Genomic DNA, 20,961 nt, shown 5'->3' with positions numbered 1-20,961 from the left:
CCAAAACCCCTCAGGAAACACCACCTGACCTGCCAATACGGACGTTCTGTCCGGTCGTTGCACTCCTGCGTGGACAAAACAGGGGAAGTTTTGTCCGGTCCCCGCGTTAGAGTGGGTGAAAGTTAAAATTAGAGGAAATAAGTAAGGGGAGAACATGTTCGAAAGGTTTACCGATCGTGCACGCCGCGTGATTGTGCTCGCGCAGGAAGAGGCGCGCATGCTCAACCACAATTACATCGGCACCGAACACATCCTTCTTGGTCTCATCCATGAGGGTGAGGGTGTAGCAGCGAAGGCCCTGGAATCCATGGGCATTTCTCTCGATGCTGTTCGCCAGGAGGTCGAGGAGATCATCGGTCACGGCTCCAAGCCGACCACCGGTCACATCCCCTTTACCCCGCGTGCCAAGAAGGTCCTGGAGCTCTCCCTGCGTGAGGGGCTCCAGATGGGCCACAAGTACATCGGCACCGAGTTCCTGCTCCTCGGTCTCATCCGCGAGGGTGAGGGCGTGGCAGCCCAGGTGCTGGTCAAGCTCGGCGCTGATCTGCCGCGCGTGCGCCAGCAGGTTATCCAGCTTCTCTCCGGCTACGAGGGTGGCCAGGGTGGATCCCCGGATAGCCCGCAGGGTGGACAGGGTGGCGACGCTGTCGGCGCCGGTTCCGCCCCCGGTGGCCGCGCCACGGGCAGCGGTGCCGGTGAGCGTTCCAATTCGCTGGTCCTCGACCAGTTCGGCCGTAACCTGACCCAGGCCGCCAAGGACGGCAAGCTGGATCCGGTGGTGGGTCGTGACAAGGAGATCGAGCGCATCATGCAGGTGCTCTCGCGTCGTACCAAGAACAACCCGGTGCTCATCGGTGAGCCCGGTGTGGGTAAGACCGCCGTGGTCGAGGGCCTGGCCCTGGATATTGTCAACGGCAAGGTCCCGGAGACCCTGAAGGACAAGCAGGTCTACTCACTGGACCTTGGTTCCCTGGTCGCCGGTTCCCGTTACCGCGGTGACTTCGAGGAGCGTCTGAAGAAGGTGCTCAAGGAGATCAACCAGCGCGGCGATATCATCCTGTTCATCGATGAGATCCACACCCTCGTCGGTGCCGGTGCCGCCGAAGGCGCCATCGACGCGGCCTCGCTGCTGAAGCCGAAGCTGGCGCGTGGTGAGCTGCAGACCATCGGTGCCACCACCCTGGATGAGTACCGCAAGCACATCGAGAAGGACGCCGCCCTGGAGCGTCGTTTCCAGCCGGTGCAGGTTCCGGAGCCCTCGGTCGAGCTGTCCATCGAGATCCTCAAGGGTCTGCGTGACCGCTACGAGGCCCACCACCGGGTGTCCATCACCGATGGTGCCCTGGTCGCCGCAGCGCAGCTGTCGGACCGTTACATCAACGACCGTTTCCTGCCGGACAAGGCTGTCGACCTCATCGATGAGGCCGGCGCCCGCATGCGCATCAAGCGCATGACCGCCCCTGAATCCCTGCGTGAGGTCGACGAGCGTATCGCCGATGTCCGCCGTGAGAAGGAGGCGGCCATCGACGCCCAGGACTTCGAGAAGGCCGCCGGTCTGCGCGACAAGGAGCGCAAGCTGGGGGAGGAGCGCGCTGAGAAGGAGAAGCAGTGGCGTTCCGGTGATCTCGAGGAGATCGCGGAGGTCGGCGAGGAGCAGATCGCCGAGGTGCTGGCCACCTGGACCGGCATCCCGGTGTTCAAGCTGACCGAGGCCGAGTCCTCGCGTCTGCTCAACATGGAGGAGGAGCTGCACAAGCGCATCATCGGTCAGGACGAGGCCGTCAAGGCTGTCTCCCGTGCGATCCGCCGCACCCGCGCAGGTCTGAAGGACCCGAAGCGTCCGTCCGGATCCTTCATCTTCGCCGGCCCGTCCGGTGTGGGTAAGACCGAGCTGTCCAAGGCACTGGCCGAGTTCCTGTTCGGCGACGATGACTCCCTCATCCAGATCGACATGGGCGAGTTCCACGACCGCTTCACCGCCTCCCGTCTCTTCGGTGCACCTCCCGGATACGTCGGCTACGAGGAGGGCGGCCAGCTCACCGAGAAGGTCCGCCGCAAGCCGTTCTCGGTTGTGCTTTTCGACGAGATCGAGAAGGCCCACAAGGAGATCTACAACACCCTCCTGCAGGTGCTCGAGGATGGTCGTCTCACCGACGGCCAGGGCCGCATTGTGGACTTCAAGAACACCGTGCTCATCTTCACCTCGAACCTGGGCACCCAGGACATCTCCAAGGCTGTCGGCCTGGGCTTCAGCGGAAGCAACGAAACCGATTCCGATGCCCAGTACGACCGCATGAAGAACAAGGTCCACGACGAGCTGAAGAAGCACTTCCGCCCCGAGTTCCTCAACCGTATCGACGAGATCGTGGTATTCCACCAGCTGACCCGCGAACAGATCATCCAGATGGTGGAGCTGCTCATCGGCCGTGTCTCCCGCGCCCTGGCGGACAAGGACATGGGCATCGAGCTCACCGACAAGGCCAAGGCACTGCTGGCCTCCCGCGGTTTCGATCCGGTACTGGGTGCACGACCACTGCGTCGTACCATCCAGCGTGAGATCGAGGACGCCATGTCGGAGAAGATCCTCTTCGGCGAGATCGGTGCCGGCGAGATCGTCACCGTTGACGTCGACGGCTGGGATGGCGAGTCGAAGAACACCGACGGAGCGACCTTTACCTTCACCCCGCGCCCGAAGCCACTGCCGGACGGTAAGTTCTCCGAGATCTCCGTCGAGGCGGCCGAGGCCATCCAGGATGTCGACTCCGCAGCCGACGGCGATGTCCCGGAGACCGGTTCCCTCGATGGCATCGACCCGGAGACCCTCCGCGAGCTGGATGAGGATGCCTCCTCCAACCCCACGGAATCCGAGCGTGTCACCGGTGACTACTACGGCACCGATGACCAGCCGGGTGGTGCTGCACCACAGCGCGAGCAGTAGACCGCTTCACGACGAAACCCCGCATCGCTGGATGCGGGGTTTTGTTGTGCCGTAGCCACATTCACCGACGCCGAATCTTAACCCAGAGATCCTGTCTCCAGAGAGCACCAGTGATCTCTGGGTTAAGTATTGCGGTTTCTGGAAACAGGATCTCTGGGTTAACGCGGCAGGTGGAAGTTCCCGTCGGCGTCCTGCTCTGCGAGGCCATCGGACAACAGGGAGAACAGCGCCCGGGAGCGTTGTGCCTCGTCGGGCCAGACCACGTCGATGGCTGATTTCGCCACGGGTGCCTCGGCGCCGCGCAGCACATCCATGATCAGGCCACGTACCTGCCGGTCGGTTCCGGTGAATTTCTGCACGCGTTTCTTCGCGGAGGCGAGTTCCTCCTCGGAGGGGGCGGGGCAGTCCAGGCGTTGCCATTCGCACAGTTCCAACAGTGGGCACGAAGCACATTTCGGTGAGGTGGCAGTGCAGATCAGTGCGCCCAGTTCCATGATCCCGGCGGAGAATTCGGGGCCGGAGTCGGCGGGGAGAATGGCGGCGACGTCGACAAGCTCCTTTTTGGAGGCGGTTCCCTGCAGGAAGCGGCCCTCGACCGCGCGCCTGTACACGCGGCGCACGTTGGTGTCCACGACCGGAACATTCTGCCCGAACGCGAACGCCGCCACGGCGCGCGCGGTGTAGTCTCCGATGCCGGGCAGGGCGAGCAGTTCGTCGACGGTGTCCGGTACCCGGCCACCATGCTTGTCGACGATCACCCTCGCACACTCCAGCAACCGCAGGGCCCTACGCGGATACCCCAGTTTCCCCCAGGCGCGCAGCACCTCATCGGTGGAGGCCTCCGCGAACGCCTGCGGGGTGGGCCAGGTTGCCATCCATTCCAGCCAGATCGGCTCGACGCGGGCGACAGGGGTCTGTTGGCTCATCACCTCGGAGAGTAGGATTCCCCAGGCAGGGGTGTCGGGATCACGCCACGCCAGGTCGCGGGCGTTGAGGCGGAACCACCGGAGGACAGAAGACTGGAGAGCGTTATATGACATGTCCCCGAAAATTCTAATGCATGGGTCGGTTCGCATCCCAAACATCCATGATGGAAGAATAGAACCCATGCCATTGCGAAATGTAGAACGTACCCCCACGGGCGTCTGGGAGGCGCTGCAGGCCGGTAATCAGCGATTCATGGACCACCGGGGTGACCACCCCAACCAGGATGCCCCCCGCCGTGCGGCGCTGCGTGACGGTCAGAAACCCTCCGCCGTTGTCATCTCCTGCTCCGATTCCCGCGTTCCGGTTGAGATCATCTTCGACGTCGGACTGGGTGACCTCTTCGTGGTCCGCACCGCCGGGGAGATCCTCGACCAGGCTGTTTTCGGTTCCATCGAATACGCCATCGAAGCCCTCGATGTGCCACTGGTTGTCGTCATGGGACACGAGTCCTGTGGTGCTGTCGCCGCCACCGCCGCGGCTCTCGACGGCGGGGAGATCCCGGGTGGGTACCAGCGTGTGCTGATTGAGAAGGTCGCCCCCTCCATCCTGGAGGCACGGGGCCTGGGTAAGTCCACCGCTGAAGAGTACGAAGGCCATCACGTGCTGGCCACCGTGAACCAGATCCTGTCCCGCTCCCCGGAGATCGCCGAACGTGTTGAACAGGGCAAGGTGGGCATCGTCGGCCTGCGCTACCGTCTCTCCGACGGCTTCACCGAGCCTGTGATTACCCGCAACGTGGATTAACAGTAGGGGGTGAAAACCAACACGTTCACGTGTTGGTGCATCCCCGGTGGGTGAGCAAGGAATATGCTGATGCCTGTGGGAACTCCGAGACACAACGAAGTCATCTACAGGCGCCGTCGTATCGCCGCGCTTGTCATTCTGCTGGTCGTGATCGCCCTGGCCATCTGGGGTCTGACCTCCCTGGGTGGGGAGGAGACAGACACCGACCCCGCCGCGGCCACCACCACCTTGGACAACTCCGTGGATCTCACCCCGGAGACCACGACAGAGGAAACCACAGAAAAAACCACCGCAGCCTCCTCCAGCCCGGAAGATGCAGCCGGTTCCTCGGTGTCAGCCGCCGAGGGCACCACGGAGGAATCCCCGGAGCCGACCGGCGCGCCGAAGGACTCCTGCGAACTGTCGGATCTGATCATCACCGCCGGCAGTAACAAACCGAACTTCGCCCCCGGTGAGGAACCACAGCTGTACATGACGGTGGAGAACCCCACCGCCGCCGACTGCGAGGTCGACCTGGATGACGAGGTCCTGCGCTTCGAGGTCTATGACCTGGCCACCAACGCCCGTGTGTGGGCGGATGTGGACTGCAACCCGGCGGTGGAAACCGGCACCCGGGTCTTCCCTGCAGGCGAGGAGCGTTATTTCCAGGCCATCTGGTCACGCACCACCTCCGCACCGGAGCGGTGCTCCGACCGCCAGCCGGTGCCCGCGGGTGCCTACTTCCTGCACACCGTCATCGGGGACAACCCCTCCCAGGCACTGACCTTCAACCTGGGTTAGGTCAACCGGGCCAGCCCATCGGTGATGTGACGGGCCCACAGCGATCCGACACCGTCCACGGCACTGATCTCCTCCACGGAGGCGCTGGTCAGGGCATGCAGGTTGCCGAATTCGCCCACGAGTTTGTCCATGAGGAATTTCTGCACGCGGGGCACCCGGTTGAGGGTGCGGTAACCGCGGGGCACCACCGGTTCATCGAGTGCCTCCTCGGTGGGGGGAAGGCCGAGGATGCGGGCGATGTTGGAGGGCTTCATCAGGGATTTGTCATCGAGACCGGACACCGCCTCCAGAGCCTCGGTGATCGTCTCATCGGTGGGGATACCGTCGGTGACCAGGTAATCGGCGATGATGTAACCGCGTTCGCGGTCGTTATCGCCGCGCAGTTCGGTGAGCTGAATCTGGATCTGTTTGGCCTCCCGGCCCAGTTCGAGCACATTCGTGTCGATGGTCTCGCCGACACGGCGCAGCATCTCCTCACGCTGGATCACGGAGACCACATCGATCACCGTGGCGTAGTTGTGCAGCTCCGCCATGTGGAGCCGGGTGTTGACCTGATCGAGGCGGTCACGGTACCGCTCCATGGTGCCCAGCGCCTGATTCGCCCGGTTGAGCAGGGTGGAGGGCTCCTCCAGGATGTGGGACTTGCCCTCGACGTACAGGGTGATGGTGTTCTGGGATTCTGACACGGCGATCACCGGCACACCGGTCTGCAGGGCGGTGCGCTCCGCGGACCTGTGGCGGGTGCCTGATTCCTGGGTGGGCCAGGACGGCGAGGGGATCAGCTGCACATTGGCGCGTTTGATGCGTTCGCCATCCGAGGACAGGACCACGGCGCCGTCCATCTTGCACAGTTCGCGCAGGCGGGTGGCGGCGAAGGTGACATCGAATTCGAAGCCGCCGTCGCAGATGGAGGTGACATTCTCCTCATCGCCGAGAACGATGAGGGCGCCGGTGTGGCCACGGACGATACGGTCCAGGCCGTCGCGCAGTGGGGTGCCGGGTGCGAGACGTTGCAGGGTGTCACGCATGGTGTGGACATCCGGGAGGATATCGGTGGTGGTGCTCATGAATCACAACTTTACAGCTGCCAGGGCATCGACCAGCGTTGATGTCTCCATAACCTGCAGACCCGTCTTCTTCACCCCGGAACCCGCAGGTACAACGGCTTTTTCATATCCCAGGCGCTCAGCCTCCGCCAGGCGGCGTTCCACGTTGGGCACCCTTCTGATCTCACCGGCCAGACCAACTTCACCGAGCACCACCGTCTTGTCCGGAAGTGGTTTCTTGGCCAGCGCGGAGGCGGTCGCCAGCGCCACCGCGAGATCGGTGGCGGGTTCCCCTACCTTCATGCCACCGACGGTGGCCACATACGCGTCCTTGCCCTGGGTGGCGCGCCCGGCGCGCGCGGAGAGCACCGCCAGCACCATCGGAACCCGGTTGGCGTCGAGCCCCGTGACCACGCGTCGGGGGTTCTTGGAGGGGGCGTCGACAAGCAGGCTCTGCACCTCGGCCAACAGCGGGCGCACACCGTCCATGGCGACCGTCACGGCCGTGCCATCGGGGGTGGAACCGCGGTGGGAGAGGAACAATCCGGAGGGATCCGGGACCTCCTTGATGCCATCGGACTGCTGCTCGAAACAGCCCACCTCATCCGTGGCACCGAAGCGGTTCTTGATGCCGCGGAGCATGCGTAACGACGAATGCCGGTCACCCTCGAAGTTGAGCACCACATCCACCAGGTGCTCCAGCACGCGGGGGCCGGCGACATTGCCGTCCTTGGTCACGTGACCCACCAGCAGGATCGGCACCCCGGAGGTCTTGGCCAGGGTAGTCAGGGCAGCTGTGACGGCACGCGACTGGGCGACACCGCCCGCCACACCCTCCACGCCGGCGGCGTGCATGGTCTGCACCGAGTCGACGATGAGCAGGCTGGGTTTGAGCTGGTTGACATGTCCGAACACCACATCCAGATTCGATTCCGCCGCCAGGTACAGGGTGTCCTTGACCGCATTGGTGCGTTCCGCGCGCAGACGTACCTGGCCTGCGGATTCCTCGGCCGTGACATAGAGGGCGGTGCGGGTGCCATCCCCCTCCTTCATCGACGACCACCGGCTGGCCACCTCCAGCAGGAGCGTGGACTTACCCACGCCGGGCTCACCGGCCATGAGCACCACCGAACCCGGGACGATACCGCTGCCGAGCACGCGGTCGAGCTCCCCGATGCCGGTGGAGATGCTGGTGGCTGTGGACGCGACGATCCTACCGATCGGTACCGCCGGGGAGGTGGGTGTCAGGCCGGTGGGGGCGGCCCCGGACACAGCTGCCTTCGCGGCACCGGTGGTGGCGCCGACAGTGCGTTCCTCCATGGAACCCCAGGAACCACATTCCGGGCAGCGACCCAGCCACTTCGGACTGGAGTAACCACATTCGGAGCATTCATGCACACTGCGTGCCTTTTTAACCATGGCCACATCCTAAACGGTGGCCCGGACAAAAACATGTTCGAAAAGCACAAAACCCAGGCCGGAGCCTGGGGATCGTAGGATGTGGGAGCTCTAGTGGGAGCCCTCGTGTGCGCCGCCCTCACCCTGTTCACGGTTGAAGGTGCCGGACTCCAGCGGAGGTGCGGAGATGGCGGCATTAACGGTGATGGTGCCGGTGTCGAAGACGAACTCGACGGGCAGGTTACCGCCGTAGGCGAAGCCGGGGTTCTCCAGGGAGGTGGCCACGTGCTCGATGCAACCGACTTCCGGCTCGACGAGCTTGTCCAGCTCCTCCTGAATATCAGCGACGAGTACGCATTCGCGCTCCAGCGGAGATGGGTCATCCATCTCGACCTCAATGCCGTCAACGGTGACGCTCTCGAGGGTGTGGGTGGTGTGGCTGGTGTCCTGGTTGATGGCGGTGAACTTCAGGCCGGCCTCACCGTCTTCGGTGACATGGATGGTGACGTCGCGGACGGCGATCTCGCCATTTTCCGTGTCGGCGTTAGCGCCGTCAACAGCGGCTACCTGGGTCGAGGTCTGGGTGACCTGTCCTGCACTGCAGGAAGCAAGCGCAAGCGCCGACAGTGCAGCAACAGTCATGATCGCGCCGCGACGGGCAGCTGAATTCAGGGACTTCACGGATTCGTCCTCCACTTGGGTCTATATTCCAGGAACCATCCAGAAAAAACTGGATATGCTGCAGACAACCCTAGTCCGTTTCATCTGGTTCACACAGTTGGTTGGTTTAACCGAGGGTGTAAACGGGGGCAAACTAAAGGGGCATGTTCCGGAGCCCTGGGTGGATTGAGGTGGAAGGGTGCGGTGGCATTCCTGCTGTGTGGTTGCCCGTTCAGCCGTGACGTACCTAATTGGAAATACAAGACCATTTCAATGGAATTTGTCTGTGAGCTGCGTGGCAGTAGGCTGGGTGTTAGATTTCTTTCTGTGAAAAAATTCAAGCTCAGAACCGCTTATCTCTCAGGGATAGTCGCAATATCTTTAGTATTTGGTCAGGCCCAACCGGTGGCGGCGCAACCTATCCCCGAGGTTTCGAGTAGTGCGGTAGATGGTGTCTCTGCTCCCTCGATCGTGCCCCGGATTGAAAACGGCACACTGGTTATTGCTGGAAATCGTATTCCGCTGGCGCATCTCGGTTTTGCTGCAGGTGCCATCGCTGCTCTTGTCGCCGCACTATCTGGTTTAGGCGGTTCAAGTGGACGATCATCCACCCCGGAAGCAGATCCCCCTGAGGAAGAGCCGGATTGGTTGCCAAGTCGCCCCCTGGAGAACCGTGCGGTACCCAAGGAAGACACTGTCATCGCCGAACCCGGAGCGGTGCTGCATGTGTCGGCGGGCGTGGACCATCCCAAAATTGTTCTCATGAACCCGGAAATCATGACTGCGCCGGACGTTGGTGAAATTCTCGTCGTCAATGTCACTGCCAGCACGCCCATCGGAGTGGTTGGAAGAGTTACCCGTTCAGTAGTCCTGGACAACGGCCTGGTTGAACTCACGGTCGAGGCGGTATCCCTGGAAGATGCCTATGATGATTTTTCCTTCGATGTTGATTTCACGCTCCGGGATGCGATCATCTACGATGCCGGCGATGTGGCGGCTAACGCCCTACGACTGTTTGCTCGAGCGGCCGCGTCGCCATCCACCATGAACATTTCCCCCACTCAATCGATGTGGGAATGCGAGAGTAAGGCTCAGCCACGTGTGGAGATGGGTTCCGTCATGGAGCTCACCGGAAAGGCACAGTTTGATCTCTGGGATAGATACGCCAAAGTTGAAATCGAGCAGAAAAACGAGCTCTATCTCCAGATTCTCGGTGCACTGGAGGAAGAATGTGAGCTGGGAGAGCACATCCTTCCCCGTGTCTGGATTCCTATCTGGGGGCCACTGGGGCTCGAATTGGGACCCGAGGTTACCATCGCATTATCAGCGACAGGTGGTGCGACATTCTCCGTGGCTACTGAGACGACAGTAGGGGCAATTTTCGACGGGAACCAATCCAAGCCGATTTTTGAGCATAAGAATGAGCCCTTTGCTCCCGCAATGGAGGCGAATGTGGCTGCGGATGTCTTCGTGGGCATCAAGGGTGCTCTGAAGGGTGAGATCGGCGTGGCCGATGCAGGTCTCTTCGTGGAAGGTGGCCCTGGGGTGTCTGCTGAGGCCACCGTGAGCTCCACCCTGGAGGATAACTGTATTGAGGCATACCTTTATGGCGTGCTCAACGCGGGTATCGAGGCAGAGGTTTCGATGCTCTGGGATTGGGAGGCGAAACTTCCTGGGACCACAATTGCGAAATTTTCGATCTACGAACATTGCGTGGAAGTAGACAATCCTGACGGTGGTTCCGGTGAGGTAAGCCAGCCGACCCGGCCTCTACCACCGGTAGGTGAGTTTTATACCCGTCCGGGCGAACTGACCAACCTCACCATCTCTCCTCAACTGGCAACCCGCATCGACTCTGTCGAAGATGGGCGCAGTGTGTATTTCCAGAATTTCTGGGCTGGAACGAATCTGTTTGTGGGGGGCCGTTCCTATGGCGTGGCCGCTGACTGGATCAATAAGGAAAACGGTTTTGAGGTTGTCTCCGGGCCGGTGATAACGGGAACGGGGAGCGCCTGGGATCCCTTTGTTGTGAAGACATCAGTACGGGCTGGGGATTCCGGATTGCTTATTGAACAGTTGGATGTGTTTGAAGATCTGAATGGCCGCTATCACACCGCCATTTCCGTCACGAACACTTCTGAGAATGCCCACGATTTTGTGCTCTATCGGGGCGCTGACTGTTATCTCAACCGTGATGATTACGGGACCGGTGAGGTTTTTGACGGGGGTGCTTCATGCGTGGCATCCGACGGTCGACGGATCACACTCACTGACAACTCCGGCGATGTCAGGGCTGCAGCTGGCCGGTACCTCGATATCTGGCGCACCATCGTCGACGGCTCTGAATTCAATGATACGGCTGCGCCAGGTCGTTATGATAACGGCATGGGAATCAGCTGGTCCCGCACAGTCAATTCGGGCGAAACCCTCAGTTTTATTTCCACCTTCCAGCTGGAGGAGCCAGCTGGCCGGTGATGAGGGGACCTGTCCATCCGTGCCCCGTTTTGGCTGTTCATGCTAGAATCTGTGTGGTTAAGGTCTGTGCTCTGGCGCCTGAATTGGTTCGCCCGGGCGATGACATGGCTTAAGTGCCATGAAGAGGAGTGGGAATGGATTTCAAGGTCGGCGATACCGTCGTCTATCCGCATCACGGTGCTGCGATGATCACAGCCCTGGAACAGCGTGAGCTGAACGGTGAGACGATGGACTATCTGGTTCTCAAGATCAACCAGTCCGATCTCGTTGTCCGCGTTCCGGCCAAGAACGCCGAGCTCGTCGGTGTGCGTGATGTGGTCGGCGAGGAGGGCCTGCAGAAGGTCTTCTCCGTGCTGCGTGAAACCGATGTGGAGGAGGCCGGTAACTGGTCACGCCGCTACAAGGCGAACCAGGAGCGTCTGGCCTCCGGTGACGTGAACAAGGTGGCCGAGGTTGTGCGTGACCTGTGGCGTCGTGATCAGGACCGTGGCCTGTCCGCCGGTGAGAAGCGCATGCTGGCCAAGGCCCGTCAGGTGCTCGTCGGTGAGCTGGCACTGGCGGAGACGGTGGATGAGGCCAAGGCGGATGCCTTCCTCGCGGAGGTCGATGAGACCATCGCCCGCCACCGCGCTGATCTCCTCGGTGATGATGAGGAGAAGAAGGACGCGTTCGATGACTTCGATGATTCCGATGTGGATCTCGATGATCTGAGCTTCGACGACGAAGACTAGAACTTCCATGTCCAGGCTCCCCGTGGTCGCCCTCCTTGCGGCGGCCGGTCGAGGTACCCGGTTGGGTGGCCCGATCCCCAAGGCGTTCGTGACGCTGCGGGGCAGGTCACTGGTGGAACGCTCCCTCCGGGCGATGCTCACCTCGGAGGTGGTGGATGAGGTCATCATCCTGGTCAGCCCCGATATGGAGGACTACGCCCGGGAGCTGTTGACCCGACGTGGCCTGCTCAACGATCCGGAAGGTGTGCGCGTCCGCCTGGTTCACGGTGGTGGCGAACGCGCGGACTCCGTGTGGGCGGGTCTGCAGGCCATCGATCATGATGATGCGATCGTGCTCATCCATGACAGTGCCCGCGCCCTGACCCCTCCGGGGATGATCGCGCGGGTCGCGCGGATGGTTGCGGACGGTGCGCCCGCGGTGATCCCGGTGGTGCCGGTCGCCGATACGATCAAGCGTGTCGACGGATCGACAGTCGTCGACACGCCCAACAGGGCGGACCTCCGTGCGGTGCAGACCCCGCAGGGTTTCCTCCTGTCCCGGTTGCGCGCCGCCAACGAGAAATTCTTCGCCACCCCGGATCCGGGTTTCATCCCCACTGATGATGCCAGTCTGATGGAGTGGTACGGCGTGGAGGTCACCTGCGTGCAGGGCGATCCGATGGCTTTCAAGGTGACCACGCCGATTGACATGATGCTTGCCCAGCGGATCACCGATGAGGCAGAACCGACGATTTTTGAGGTGCCAGGTGACTGAACAGATCATCCCCCGGGTGGGAATCGCCTCCGATGCCCACCAGATCGAGGCAGGCAAACCGTGCTGGATCGCCTGTCTGCTTTTCGACGGCGTCGACGGCTGCGAGGGACACTCCGACGGTGATGTGGTCGCCCATGCCATCGTGGATGCCCTGCTGTCGGCCTCCGGACTGGGTGATCTCGGTTCCTTCGTCGGGGTGGGACGCCCCGAATATGACGGTGTCTCCGGAACACAGCTGCTCATCGAGGTACGGGAGCTTCTGATCACCCGTGGTTTCACCATCGGCAATGTGGCCGCGCAGCTGGTGGGGCAGACCCCGAAGTTCGGCCCGCGCCGGGAGGAGGCGCAGCAGGTGATCTCCGATATCCTCGGTGCCCCGTGCTTCCTGTCGGCCACCACCACCGATCACATGGGGTTCACCGGCCGCGGTGAGGGCAGGGCCGCGCTGGCCACCGCGGTGGTGTGGACCGGGTAGGGTTCTCACCCCCGTTTCGGTGTTCACAGTGTTTTCCTGCGTCCCACGGCCTAACTTGAATAACAACCAGTGGGATAACAGAAGGGCAGTGCCATGACTATAGCGCGCAGGCCATCGCGTTCCAGGTCCACCACCCAGGAGGCGGTGGCGGGTATCAAACGCTACATCCGGGAACAGGGGCTCCGGCGGGGTGACATGCTGCCGTCGGAAACCGTGTTGTGTGCGGTGATCGGATGCTCCCGGTCGGCGATCAGGGAGGCCATCAGGTCCCTGGTCACCCTGGACATTGTCGAGGTACGTCATGGTTACGGCACCTTCGTGTCTGATATGTCCCTGGAACCCCTGATCAACGGCATGGTCTTCCGGACCATCCTGAACACGGACACCTCCCTGAAGAATCTGCTGCATGTGGTTGAGACGAGGGAGATCCTCGACCTGGCCCTGGGTACGGAGTTGTTGCGCACCTTTGACGGGCAGCTGCGCAATGACCTGCTGGGGTACGTGGACCGCATGCGTGAGCACAGTGAGAAGGGGGAGTCCTTTGCGGCGGAGGACCGTTCCTTCCACCTGACGCTGGCGTCGAAGGTGGGGAACCCCCTGATCCGGGAACTCAATGACGCATTCTGGCGTATCCAGGCGGAATCACAGCCTCTGCTGAGTCTGCCGATGCCGGCTGATATCCACCAGACCATCGATGCCCACCAGGAGATTGTGGAGGCGTTGAACGCCGCGGATCCGGAGAGGTACGAGGCTGCGGTGAAGAATCACTATGCACCTTTCCGCAGGTTGCTCGCGCAGAAACTGGGGATGGAGTAGTCCGCGGGGATCATCATTCAACCCCGTATGCCCGCTGAAATATTGTGGTTGGGCAGCCAGGTGGCAGAATTAGGCGGGTTGTGGATCAAGCGAATCCACCCGAGACTTAAAAGGATTTCGAACATGGACATCATCATTCGGGCGGATGCCCAGGAGGTCGGCAAGGAAGCTGCGGCAATCATGGCACCCTTCATCAAACAGGGGCGCACCATCGGTCTTGCTACGGGATCATCCCCGCTGACCACCTACCGGGAACTGATCCGCATGTATGAGTCGGGGGAACTGACCTTCAAGACCATCCAGGCATTCCTGCTGGATGAGTATGTGGGTTTGGCCCGCGACGATAAGAACAGCTACTTCCGCACCATCCGCGATGAGTTCACCGCCCATGTCGATTTCGTGGATGCCAACGTCCACAGCCCGGACAGCACCGACCCGGATCCCTACCACGCCGCCGCCCTCTATGAGCAGAAGATCATCGACACCGGTGTTGCGATCCAGCTGCTCGGCGTGGGTGTGAACGGCCATATCGGTTTCAACGAACCGACCTCCGCGCTGCAGGGACCGACCAAGGTGCAGGCCCTGCACCCGCAGACCATCAAGGACAATGCGCGCTTCTTCAATGACTGCATTGAGAATGTGCCCACCCACGCCATGACCCAGGGGCTGGGAACCATCACCCGCGCCGAGAACATCATCATGGTGGCCACCGGCGAGGCCAAGGCCGATGCCATCCACCGCATCGTGGAGGGCCCGCTGACCGCCCTGTGCCCTGGTTCCGTGCTGCAACTGCACGCGGATGTCACCATCGTGGTGGACGAGGCGGCGGCCTCGAAGCTGGAACACGCGGATTACTACCGCACCATGGAGCGGATCCGCCTCTAGATAAAATCGGCCTTCCTGATCAGTCCGTGGACACCGGTCGTGCGGTCCACCACCTGTGAGATGGTGAAATCCGCGGCTGCAGACAGGTATGCATAAGCGACCGACCTGGTTATGTTCAGGTCAGATTCTAGGAAATCCAGCGCGTTGACGACTGCCCTGCGCATGGCCACGTTGAGATCACTGTTCTGGCCGCCTCCCTGTGAGCCGTCCGGGTCGGACAATCCAATTGGGATCCAGTGCTCATCGGTTTCCCCGAATGGATAGTTGAAGGCGATTGAGGGGGCATCGCCACTGCCGGGCTTGCAGACGGTGAGCTTGAAGGTGGTTCGTAGAGAACCCTCCATAGCGGTCAGTGCGACTTCGCCGTCACCCATCCCCATATGCGGATCGCCGGTATAGAACAGGGCTCCCTCCGTATTCACAGGTAGGTAGAAGGCAGAGCCGGCAGACAGGTGGCGAATGTCAATGTTGCCTCCACCCAGGGTCGGTGGAATGGAGTTGAGTTGTGGAGCGGTGGGATCCCCGTCTGCAAAAGCCACCCCCATCATGCCCATGAAAGGCCGAAGTGGAAAGCGGATCTTTGACTCCCCTCCATCCATGATCCCGTGGCCATCCTCCACGGGCGTGTAGACGGAGATATTCCCGTAGTCGGTGGGGATCCCGGTCTCGCGACCGTCAGTGTGAGTGGGGGGCATGACCTCCGAAATGTGGATTCCGGCCGGTGGGGTGCCGTCCGGTTTGATCCCGAGTGCACCCTTGCCGTGTCGACTGGAAACCACCCCGTACGGCACGCGTAGATCGGTTTGGAGCGTTTCCACTTTGAGTACGTCGCCGGGTTGTGCGCCTTCAACGAAAATCGGTCCGGTGACAACATGGGGCCCGTCGAGATCGAAGTCGCGGGGTGTACGCGAATAGGACGCTGCGATATCTTTAGCATCCTCCAGCACTTCCGAGGAAGCTACTCCATGGTGACCAAAAAACGTCTCTGGGTCTCTGCCCTGATCCTCCAGGAGTCCCTCGTGACTGACGGTGTCCACTGTGACCGTCTCTCCCGAACGGATTTGCAAGGTGGGTGGTGTGTGCAGACCCGGCACGTAGCCCCATAGAACCGTGTCCGGAGTGGAAGAGAGGTAGTGGTCTCCGGGGATCGGTCCCATGCCAGCATTGAGAATGCCTGCGGCGACGCTGCTTCGCGCGGGGGTAGCGTGTGAGCTGCAGCCACTAACCGCGCCAGCTGCGCCGAGGGCGAGGACTGCCTGAAGGAAATTGCGCCTTCCGAGCTTGAAACTGATGAGATCTGATATTTCCCTGCTAGTCATAAAACGCCTTTTCTATCGACTTATAGAAACTGTACCAGGGGGGATTCTATAACTCTATAGAATTGCAATGCAAGCATCCCTGGTGGAAATATTCAGAGGTGGGTGGTGGCCAGCTAGACTGAGGGGCGTGACTCTACGCATCTTTGACACCGCTACCCGTACGCTCCGAGAATTCATCCCGTTGAAGCCGGGACATGCCTCCGTGTACCTGTGTGGTGCCACCCCGCAGGCGCAGCCCCACATCGGCCATGTCCGCTCCGGGGTGGCCTTTGATATCCTGCGTCGTTGGCTGCTGGCCAAGGGGCTGGATGTGGCCTTCGTCCGGAATGTCACCGATATCGATGACAAGATCCTCACCAAGGCCGCTGAGCATGGTCGGCCATGGTGGGAGTGGGTGTCCACCTATGAGCGTGAGTTCACCTGGGCGTACAACACCCTGGGTGTGCTGCCTCCGAGCGTGGAACCACGCGCCACCGGCCATGTCACCCAGATGGTGCAGTACATGCAGAGGCTCATCGACAATGGTTTCGCCTATGAGGTCAACGGATCCGTCTACTTCGATGTCACCGCCTGGGTGGCGGCGGAGGGCTCCGATTATGGTTCCCTCTCCGGCAACCGGGTGGAGGACATGGAGCAGGGGGAGACCGACAACTTCGGTAAGCGTGGCCCCCAGGACTTCGCGCTCTGGAAGGCCGCCAAGCCGGGGGAGCCGTCCTGGCCCACCCCGTGGGGTGAGGGACGGCCCGGTTGGCACCTGGAATGCTCCGCCATGGCCACCTACTACCTGGGTGCGGAGTTCGATATCCACTGTGGTGGCCTGGACCTGCAGTTCCCCCACCATGAAAACGAGATCGCCCAGGCCCATGCTGCCGGTGATGGTTTCGCCCGGTACTGGATGCACAACCACTGGGTGACCATGGCGGGGGAGAAGATGTCGAAGTCCCTGGGCAATGTCCTCTCCGTCCCGAACATGCTGGAGAAGGTCCGCCCCGTCGAGCTGCGTTACTATCTCGGTTCCGCCCACTACCGCAGTGTCCTCGAGTACTCCGAGGGTGCACTGACCGAGGCGGCTGCCGGTTACCGTCGCATTGAGGCGTTCGTGGACCGGGTCGGTGAGGTGGAGGTGGGCACCTGGACCGCTGGTTTCGAGGCCGCCATGGATGAGGATCTGGCGGTGCCGAAGGCGCTGGCGGAGATCCACAACGCGGTGCGTGAGGGCAACAGTGCCCTGGCGGCCGGGGAAATGGAGAAGGCACGTGAGCTGGCTGGTGCTGTCCGGGCCATGACCGGTGTGCTCGGGTTTGATCCGGTGGAGTGGGGCACCCAGACCGATGACTCCGCGGCCCATGAGGCCCTGGAGGTGCTGGTCCATGCCGAACTGGAGCGCCGGGCCACAGCGCGGGCGGAGAAGGACTGGGCGGTAGCAGACGAGGTACGTGACCGCCTCGCGGCCGCTGGTATCGAGGTGGTGGACACCGCTGATGGCGTGTCCTGGAAACTGCAGTAGAGTGTGAGACTTCTAGGAAGGGAATTTTTTCACCATGGCAGGAAATGACGGCCGCCACGGCGGTGTGCGCAAGACAAACAAGAAGGGCGCCCAGAAGGGCAGTGGCGGCCAGATCCGGCGTGGCCTGAGGGGCAAGGGCCCGACCCCCAAGGCGGAGGACCGCGTCTACCACGCGGCACACAAGCGCAAGCTGGAACGACAGCGCCGGGAAAAGGGCCGTCACCAGCGGGAACAGACTGAACTGGTGGTGGGTCGCAACCCGGTCCTGGAGTGCCTCCACGCCCGGGTCCCGTCCACCGCACTGTATGTTGCGGAAGGTGCCGCCAATGATGAACGTCTGAGTGAATCGGTCCGTCTCGCAGCTGACCGTTCCATTCCGGTGCTCGAGGTGAACAAGCTGGAGCTTGATCGCATGACCGGTAACGGCATGCACCAGGGTATCGGCCTGGCCATCCCACCGTTCGAGTATGCGGACATCCACGACCTGCTTGCCGACGCAGCACAGTCCCCGAAGCCCGGCATGTTCGTCATCCTGGACAACATCACCGACCCCCGTAACCTCGGTGCGGTCATCCGCTCCGTGGGCGCCTTCGGTGGCAACGGTGTGATCATCCCGGAACGTCGGTCCGCATCGGTGACCGCCGTGGCATGGCGCACCTCCGCGGGTACCGCGGCGCGTGTCCCGGTGGCCAAGGAAACCAACATGACCCGCACCATCAAGGAGTTCCAGAAGAACGGCTACCAGGTCGTCGGTCTGGATGCCGGTGGGGACCACACCCTGGACACCTACGACGGCACCGACAATGTGGTCATCGTGGTCGGTTCCGAGGGCAAGGGCATCTCACGCCTGGTCCGTGAGAACTGCGACACCATCATGTCCATCCCCACCGAGCCGTGGGTGGAATCCCTCAACGCCTCGGTGGCGGCAGGTGTGGTGCTGTCGGAGTTCGCCCGTCAGCGCCGTCTGGCGCAGTAGAACCCTAGATGGAGGCGTGGAGCAGGCGGCGTCGATAAGCATCCTCGTCGCGCTGCGCCCCGCGCCCGCGCCACCAGCCGATCACCCTGCACACCAGGTAGATGATGAAGGAGATGGTGGTGACGAATACGCTCACCGGCAGTCCCGGCGCGAGGGAGAGCAGCAGGCCACCCACGGCCGCCACCTCCGCGAAGATCAGCGACAGGACCACCGCCGTGATCGGGTTGGATGTCACCTGCACCGCGGCCGCGCCGGGCACGATGAGCAGTGACATCACCAGCAGCGCGCCGACGATCTGAACGGACTGGGAGGTGGCCAGTCCCATGAGCACGGCGAAGCCGATGGCGATCATCCGCACGTTCAGCCCCGAGGCCCGCGCCAAGACCGGGTCCACGGAGGCGAACAGCAGCGGGCGCCAGAAGATGGCCACCGCCCCCACCACGATGACCGTCACCGCCACCAGGATCCACAGGGAGGCGGAGGACACGCCCACGATCTGACCTGTCAACAGGGAGAATGCCGTGGAGCTGCGCCCCGGGTAGAGGTGGATGAACAGCACGGCCAGACCGAGACCGAAGCTCATCACCACACCCACCGCGGCGTCCTGTTGTTTCATGCCCAGGACCGCCAGCAGGATGGCGGTGAGTACGGATCCGATGATCGCCCCGCCCCCGACGTTGAAGCCGAAGAGCAGTGCGGCGGCACCACCCATGAGGGCGAGTTCGGCGGTGGCGTGCACGGAGAATGACATCTGCCGCATCACGATCAGGGGGGCCATCACCCCGGAGAGCACACCGAGTACCGCCGCGGCGATCAGTGCGTGTTGCACGAAATCAACGGAGAGCAGGTACTGGGTATCTGTCAGCCAGGTGCCCATCTACACCACCACGATCCGGTCGTTGATATGCGCAACGGTCACCTGGGCGTCGTAGAGTTCGGACAGGCGGTCGGACTGCATGACCTCATCCATCCGCCCCAGGGTGTGGCCGTGGGGGGCCAGGTAGAGGATGCGGTCGACCAACCCGAGGAAGGGGTTGATGTCGTGGGTGATCACGATCTGTGCGACACCCTCGGCCTTCAGTTCCCCGAACAGCCTCACGGTGCGCTGCTGCACACCGGGGTCGAGGGAGAGCAGGGGTTCGTCGGCAAGCAGCACCTGAGGCTTCATCGCCAGCGCCTGCGCCTGCCGGATCAGCTGCTGTTGCCCACCGGACAGTTTACCCACCCGTCGCCCGGCCAGACCGGTGGCACCGACGCGTTCCAGCAGGGTATCCACCTCGGCCCTGTGCCCGCGCCGGAACACCCGGTGCTCGGCGACGAGGGAGACCAGGTCGCGTGCCCGCAGGGGCAGGTCGGGGAACATCTGCTGTTGGGGGATATAACCCAGCCGCGCCCCGACGGTGACGGTGCCTGAGGTCAGTTTGCGGGTGCCCAGGATGGTGCCCAGGAAGGTGGATTTTCCCACGCCGTTGGGACCCAGAACAGCGATGAATTCCCCCCTGCGGAGCTCAAGATTGAGGTCCTTCCAGAGGGGATCCACCGCCGCGTCGGTGAAGTTGACTAACATTGCGTCGATTCTACTGACCGGCCTGCTCGAGGTCCGCGACTGCCTTTTTGAAGGCCTCAAGGAAATTGGTACCGGGCTCCGGGGTCTCTGCGATCTCGACCACCGGAATGCCCTCCTGCTCTGCGAGTTCCCGGATGCCAGTGGACACGGAGGCCGCCGACTGGGGGTTGTGGATGAGAATGTCGATCTCACCGTTTCGAATCGCCTCATGGAACGCGGCGACGTCGGCTGCCGTCGGTTCGCCTTCACTCAGGGTGGTGGCACGGTAGCCGGCCGGGGTGGATTCAATCATGGCGGAGTGGGCCAGCAGATGGTCGGCGATCGGCTCGGTCTGTGCCACACGGGCTGCGGGCAGATCGGCGATGCGTGCAGCCAGGTCGGCCATCTGGGTGACCACCGCATCGGGGGAGACCCGGGTGTCGGGGGAGGTCTCCGTGACCTTCCCGGCCAGGTCCTCCGCGACGTGTGTCACCGCCTCCGGGGAGTACCAGATGTGTTCGTTGTCGGAGTCGTGGTCATGGTCATGGTCATGGTCATGGTCATGGTCGGAGTGGTCATGCGGCTCCAGGTCCATGGCGGAGATGATGCGGTCATCATCCTCGAGGGAGTCGTAGAGCCAGGAGTCATACCCACCCCCGCCGACGAGGATGATGTCAGCGGTTTCCACCCGGGCCATATCCGCAGCGGAGGGTTCGAAGGAGTGCGGGTCCTCGTCCCCCTGCACGATGGCGTGGATGTCGGCGTCCTCGACGACCGCCTCAGCCACATCCGCCCAGACCTGGGTGGAAGCGACGATGGTGAGGCCATCGGCGGCTGATTCCGCGGGAGCTGCGCAGGCGGTCAGGGGTAACACGAGAGCGAGGAGTCCGAGTTTCTTCATGACACCCAGTAAAATCTTATTGG

At 62.3% G+C, this 20,961-nt stretch carries 19 protein-coding genes; 11 read left to right on the top strand and 8 right to left on the bottom strand.

The features are described from left to right. Positions 1 to 154 precede the first annotated feature (154 nt). Positions 155 to 2,938 (top strand): ATP-dependent Clp protease ATP-binding subunit, encoded by a 2,784-nt coding sequence (locus CE_RS12545; protein WP_006769109.1) that lies wholly within the window; start codon positions 155 to 157, stop codon positions 2,936 to 2,938. Between the two features lie 158 nt (positions 2,939 to 3,096). Here CE_RS12545 and CE_RS12540 read toward each other — a convergent pair whose 3' ends face one another. Further along, entirely contained in the window at positions 3,097 to 3,978 is an 882-nt protein-coding gene (locus tag CE_RS12540) for an A/G-specific adenine glycosylase (protein ID WP_035109334.1), read from the bottom strand. 67 nt (positions 3,979 to 4,045) lie between these two features. Here CE_RS12540 and CE_RS12535 point away from each other — a divergent pair, with 67 nt between their 5' ends. After that, positions 4,046 to 4,669 carry a carbonic anhydrase gene (locus CE_RS12535; protein WP_006769111.1) on the top strand — a complete coding sequence of 208 codons (624 nt, stop codon included), beginning with the start codon at positions 4,046 to 4,048 and terminating at the stop codon, positions 4,667 to 4,669. Positions 4,670 to 4,732: 63 nt separating this feature from the next. Next, entirely contained in the window at positions 4,733 to 5,449 is a 717-nt protein-coding gene (locus CE_RS12530; protein WP_006769112.1) for a hypothetical protein, read from the top strand. Here CE_RS12530 and disA read toward each other — a convergent pair. From disA to CE_RS12515, 3 genes are all read right to left on the bottom strand, one after another. Beyond that, positions 5,446 to 6,516 (bottom strand): DNA integrity scanning diadenylate cyclase DisA, encoded by a 1,071-nt coding sequence (gene disA, locus CE_RS12525; protein ID WP_006769113.1) that lies wholly within the window; start codon positions 6,514 to 6,516, stop codon positions 5,446 to 5,448. The genes CE_RS12530 and disA overlap by 4 nt on opposite strands. 3 nt (positions 6,517 to 6,519) lie before the next feature. Continuing rightward, a complete protein-coding gene (gene radA / locus CE_RS12520) occupies positions 6,520 to 7,914 on the bottom strand; it encodes a DNA repair protein RadA (RefSeq protein ID WP_035109336.1) in 1,395 nt (464 codons plus the stop codon). A 90-nt stretch (positions 7,915 to 8,004) separates the two neighbouring features. Beyond that, a complete protein-coding gene (locus tag CE_RS12515) occupies positions 8,005 to 8,589 on the bottom strand; it encodes a hypothetical protein (RefSeq protein WP_035109338.1) in 585 nt (194 codons plus the stop codon). 291 nt (positions 8,590 to 8,880) lie between these two features. Between CE_RS12515 and CE_RS12510 the strand changes: the two genes are divergently transcribed. The 6 genes from CE_RS12510 (at position 8,881) to CE_RS12485 (ending at position 14,689) form a co-directional block, all read left to right on the top strand. Beyond that, positions 8,881 to 11,028, top strand: a complete 2,148-nt coding sequence (locus tag CE_RS12510; protein WP_155808178.1) for a hypothetical protein — start codon at positions 8,881 to 8,883, stop codon at positions 11,026 to 11,028. Between the two features lie 134 nt (positions 11,029 to 11,162). Further along, positions 11,163 to 11,759 carry a CarD family transcriptional regulator gene (locus CE_RS12505; protein WP_006769119.1) on the top strand — a complete coding sequence of 199 codons (597 nt, stop codon included), beginning with the start codon at positions 11,163 to 11,165 and terminating at the stop codon, positions 11,757 to 11,759. Positions 11,760 to 11,766: 7 nt separating this feature from the next. Then, entirely contained in the window at positions 11,767 to 12,513 is a 747-nt protein-coding gene (gene ispD, locus CE_RS12500) for a 2-C-methyl-D-erythritol 4-phosphate cytidylyltransferase (RefSeq protein ID WP_006769120.1), read from the top strand. Next, positions 12,506 to 12,988: a 2-C-methyl-D-erythritol 2,4-cyclodiphosphate synthase gene (ispF, locus tag CE_RS12495; RefSeq protein WP_006769121.1), complete on the top strand. Its 483-nt coding sequence runs from the start codon at positions 12,506 to 12,508 to the stop codon at positions 12,986 to 12,988. The genes ispD and ispF overlap by 8 nt, the downstream gene beginning before the upstream one ends. 93 nt (positions 12,989 to 13,081) lie before the next feature. Continuing rightward, positions 13,082 to 13,804 (top strand): FadR/GntR family transcriptional regulator, encoded by a 723-nt coding sequence (locus CE_RS12490; protein ID WP_006769122.1) that lies wholly within the window; start codon positions 13,082 to 13,084, stop codon positions 13,802 to 13,804. A gap of 123 nt (positions 13,805 to 13,927) precedes the next feature. Further along, positions 13,928 to 14,689, top strand: coding sequence for a glucosamine-6-phosphate deaminase (locus CE_RS12485; protein ID WP_035109340.1), 762 nt, complete (start codon positions 13,928 to 13,930; stop codon positions 14,687 to 14,689). Here CE_RS12485 and CE_RS12480 read toward each other — a convergent pair. After that, the gene (locus CE_RS12480; protein WP_006769124.1) at positions 14,686 to 16,008 is read right to left on the bottom strand and encodes an acetamidase/formamidase family protein; all 1,323 of its coding nucleotides are present in this window, start codon (positions 16,006 to 16,008) and stop codon (positions 14,686 to 14,688) included. The genes CE_RS12485 and CE_RS12480 overlap by 4 nt on opposite strands. Positions 16,009 to 16,135: 127 nt before the next feature. Between CE_RS12480 and cysS the strand changes: the two genes are divergently transcribed. Continuing rightward, entirely contained in the window at positions 16,136 to 17,515 is a 1,380-nt protein-coding gene (gene cysS, locus CE_RS12475; RefSeq protein WP_035109344.1) for a cysteine--tRNA ligase, read from the top strand. A gap of 34 nt (positions 17,516 to 17,549) precedes the next feature. After that, positions 17,550 to 18,491, top strand: coding sequence for a 23S rRNA (guanosine(2251)-2'-O)-methyltransferase RlmB (gene rlmB / locus CE_RS12470; RefSeq protein ID WP_006769126.1), 942 nt, complete (start codon positions 17,550 to 17,552; stop codon positions 18,489 to 18,491). A gap of 4 nt (positions 18,492 to 18,495) precedes the next feature. Here rlmB and CE_RS12465 read toward each other — a convergent pair whose 3' ends face one another. Genes CE_RS12465 through CE_RS12455 form a run of 3 tightly spaced genes read right to left on the bottom strand, consistent with a single transcriptional unit; the run spans position 18,496 to position 20,947 of the window. Next, positions 18,496 to 19,368 carry a metal ABC transporter permease gene (locus tag CE_RS12465; RefSeq protein WP_006769127.1) on the bottom strand — a complete coding sequence of 291 codons (873 nt, stop codon included), beginning with the start codon at positions 19,366 to 19,368 and terminating at the stop codon, positions 18,496 to 18,498. Beyond that, positions 19,369 to 20,058, bottom strand: a complete 690-nt coding sequence (locus tag CE_RS12460) for a metal ABC transporter ATP-binding protein (protein WP_006769128.1) — start codon at positions 20,056 to 20,058, stop codon at positions 19,369 to 19,371. 10 nt (positions 20,059 to 20,068) lie between these two features. Next, the gene (locus CE_RS12455; RefSeq protein ID WP_407921261.1) at positions 20,069 to 20,947 is read right to left on the bottom strand and encodes a metal ABC transporter solute-binding protein, Zn/Mn family; all 879 of its coding nucleotides are present in this window, start codon (positions 20,945 to 20,947) and stop codon (positions 20,069 to 20,071) included. Between the last annotated feature and the right edge of the window lie 14 nt (positions 20,948 to 20,961).

The sequence above is a fragment of the Corynebacterium efficiens YS-314 genome, from assembly GCF_000011305.1.
Taxonomy (GTDB): domain Bacteria; phylum Actinomycetota; class Actinomycetes; order Mycobacteriales; family Mycobacteriaceae; genus Corynebacterium; species Corynebacterium efficiens.
The sequence above is the reverse complement of the archived record's forward strand: the minus strand, read 5'-3'. Positions and strand labels throughout refer to the sequence as shown.

Bases quoted from the DNA above. Each gene is read 5' to 3' on its own strand.
- CE_RS12545 (WP_006769109.1), top strand. From the start codon at position 155: ATGTTCGAAAGGTTTACCGATCGTGCACGCCGCGTGATTGTGCTCGCG.
- CE_RS12540 (WP_035109334.1), bottom strand. From the start codon at position 3,978: ATGTCATATAACGCTCTCCAGTCTTCTGTCCTCCGGTGGTTCCGCCTC.
- CE_RS12535 (WP_006769111.1), top strand. From the start codon at position 4,046: ATGCCATTGCGAAATGTAGAACGTACCCCCACGGGCGTCTGGGAGGCG.
- CE_RS12530 (WP_006769112.1), top strand. From the start codon at position 4,733: ATGCTGATGCCTGTGGGAACTCCGAGACACAACGAAGTCATCTACAGG.
- disA (WP_006769113.1), bottom strand. From the start codon at position 6,516: ATGAGCACCACCACCGATATCCTCCCGGATGTCCACACCATGCGTGAC.
- radA (WP_035109336.1), bottom strand. From the start codon at position 7,914: ATGGTTAAAAAGGCACGCAGTGTGCATGAATGCTCCGAATGTGGTTAC.
- CE_RS12505 (WP_006769119.1), top strand. From the start codon at position 11,163: ATGGATTTCAAGGTCGGCGATACCGTCGTCTATCCGCATCACGGTGCT.
- ispD (WP_006769120.1), top strand. From the start codon at position 11,767: ATGTCCAGGCTCCCCGTGGTCGCCCTCCTTGCGGCGGCCGGTCGAGGT.
- CE_RS12490 (WP_006769122.1), top strand. From the start codon at position 13,082: ATGACTATAGCGCGCAGGCCATCGCGTTCCAGGTCCACCACCCAGGAG.
- CE_RS12485 (WP_035109340.1), top strand. From the start codon at position 13,928: ATGGACATCATCATTCGGGCGGATGCCCAGGAGGTCGGCAAGGAAGCT.
- CE_RS12480 (WP_006769124.1), bottom strand. From the start codon at position 16,008: ATGACTAGCAGGGAAATATCAGATCTCATCAGTTTCAAGCTCGGAAGG.
- rlmB (WP_006769126.1), top strand. From the start codon at position 17,550: ATGGCAGGAAATGACGGCCGCCACGGCGGTGTGCGCAAGACAAACAAG.
- CE_RS12465 (WP_006769127.1), bottom strand. From the start codon at position 19,368: ATGGGCACCTGGCTGACAGATACCCAGTACCTGCTCTCCGTTGATTTC.
- CE_RS12460 (WP_006769128.1), bottom strand. From the start codon at position 20,058: ATGTTAGTCAACTTCACCGACGCGGCGGTGGATCCCCTCTGGAAGGAC.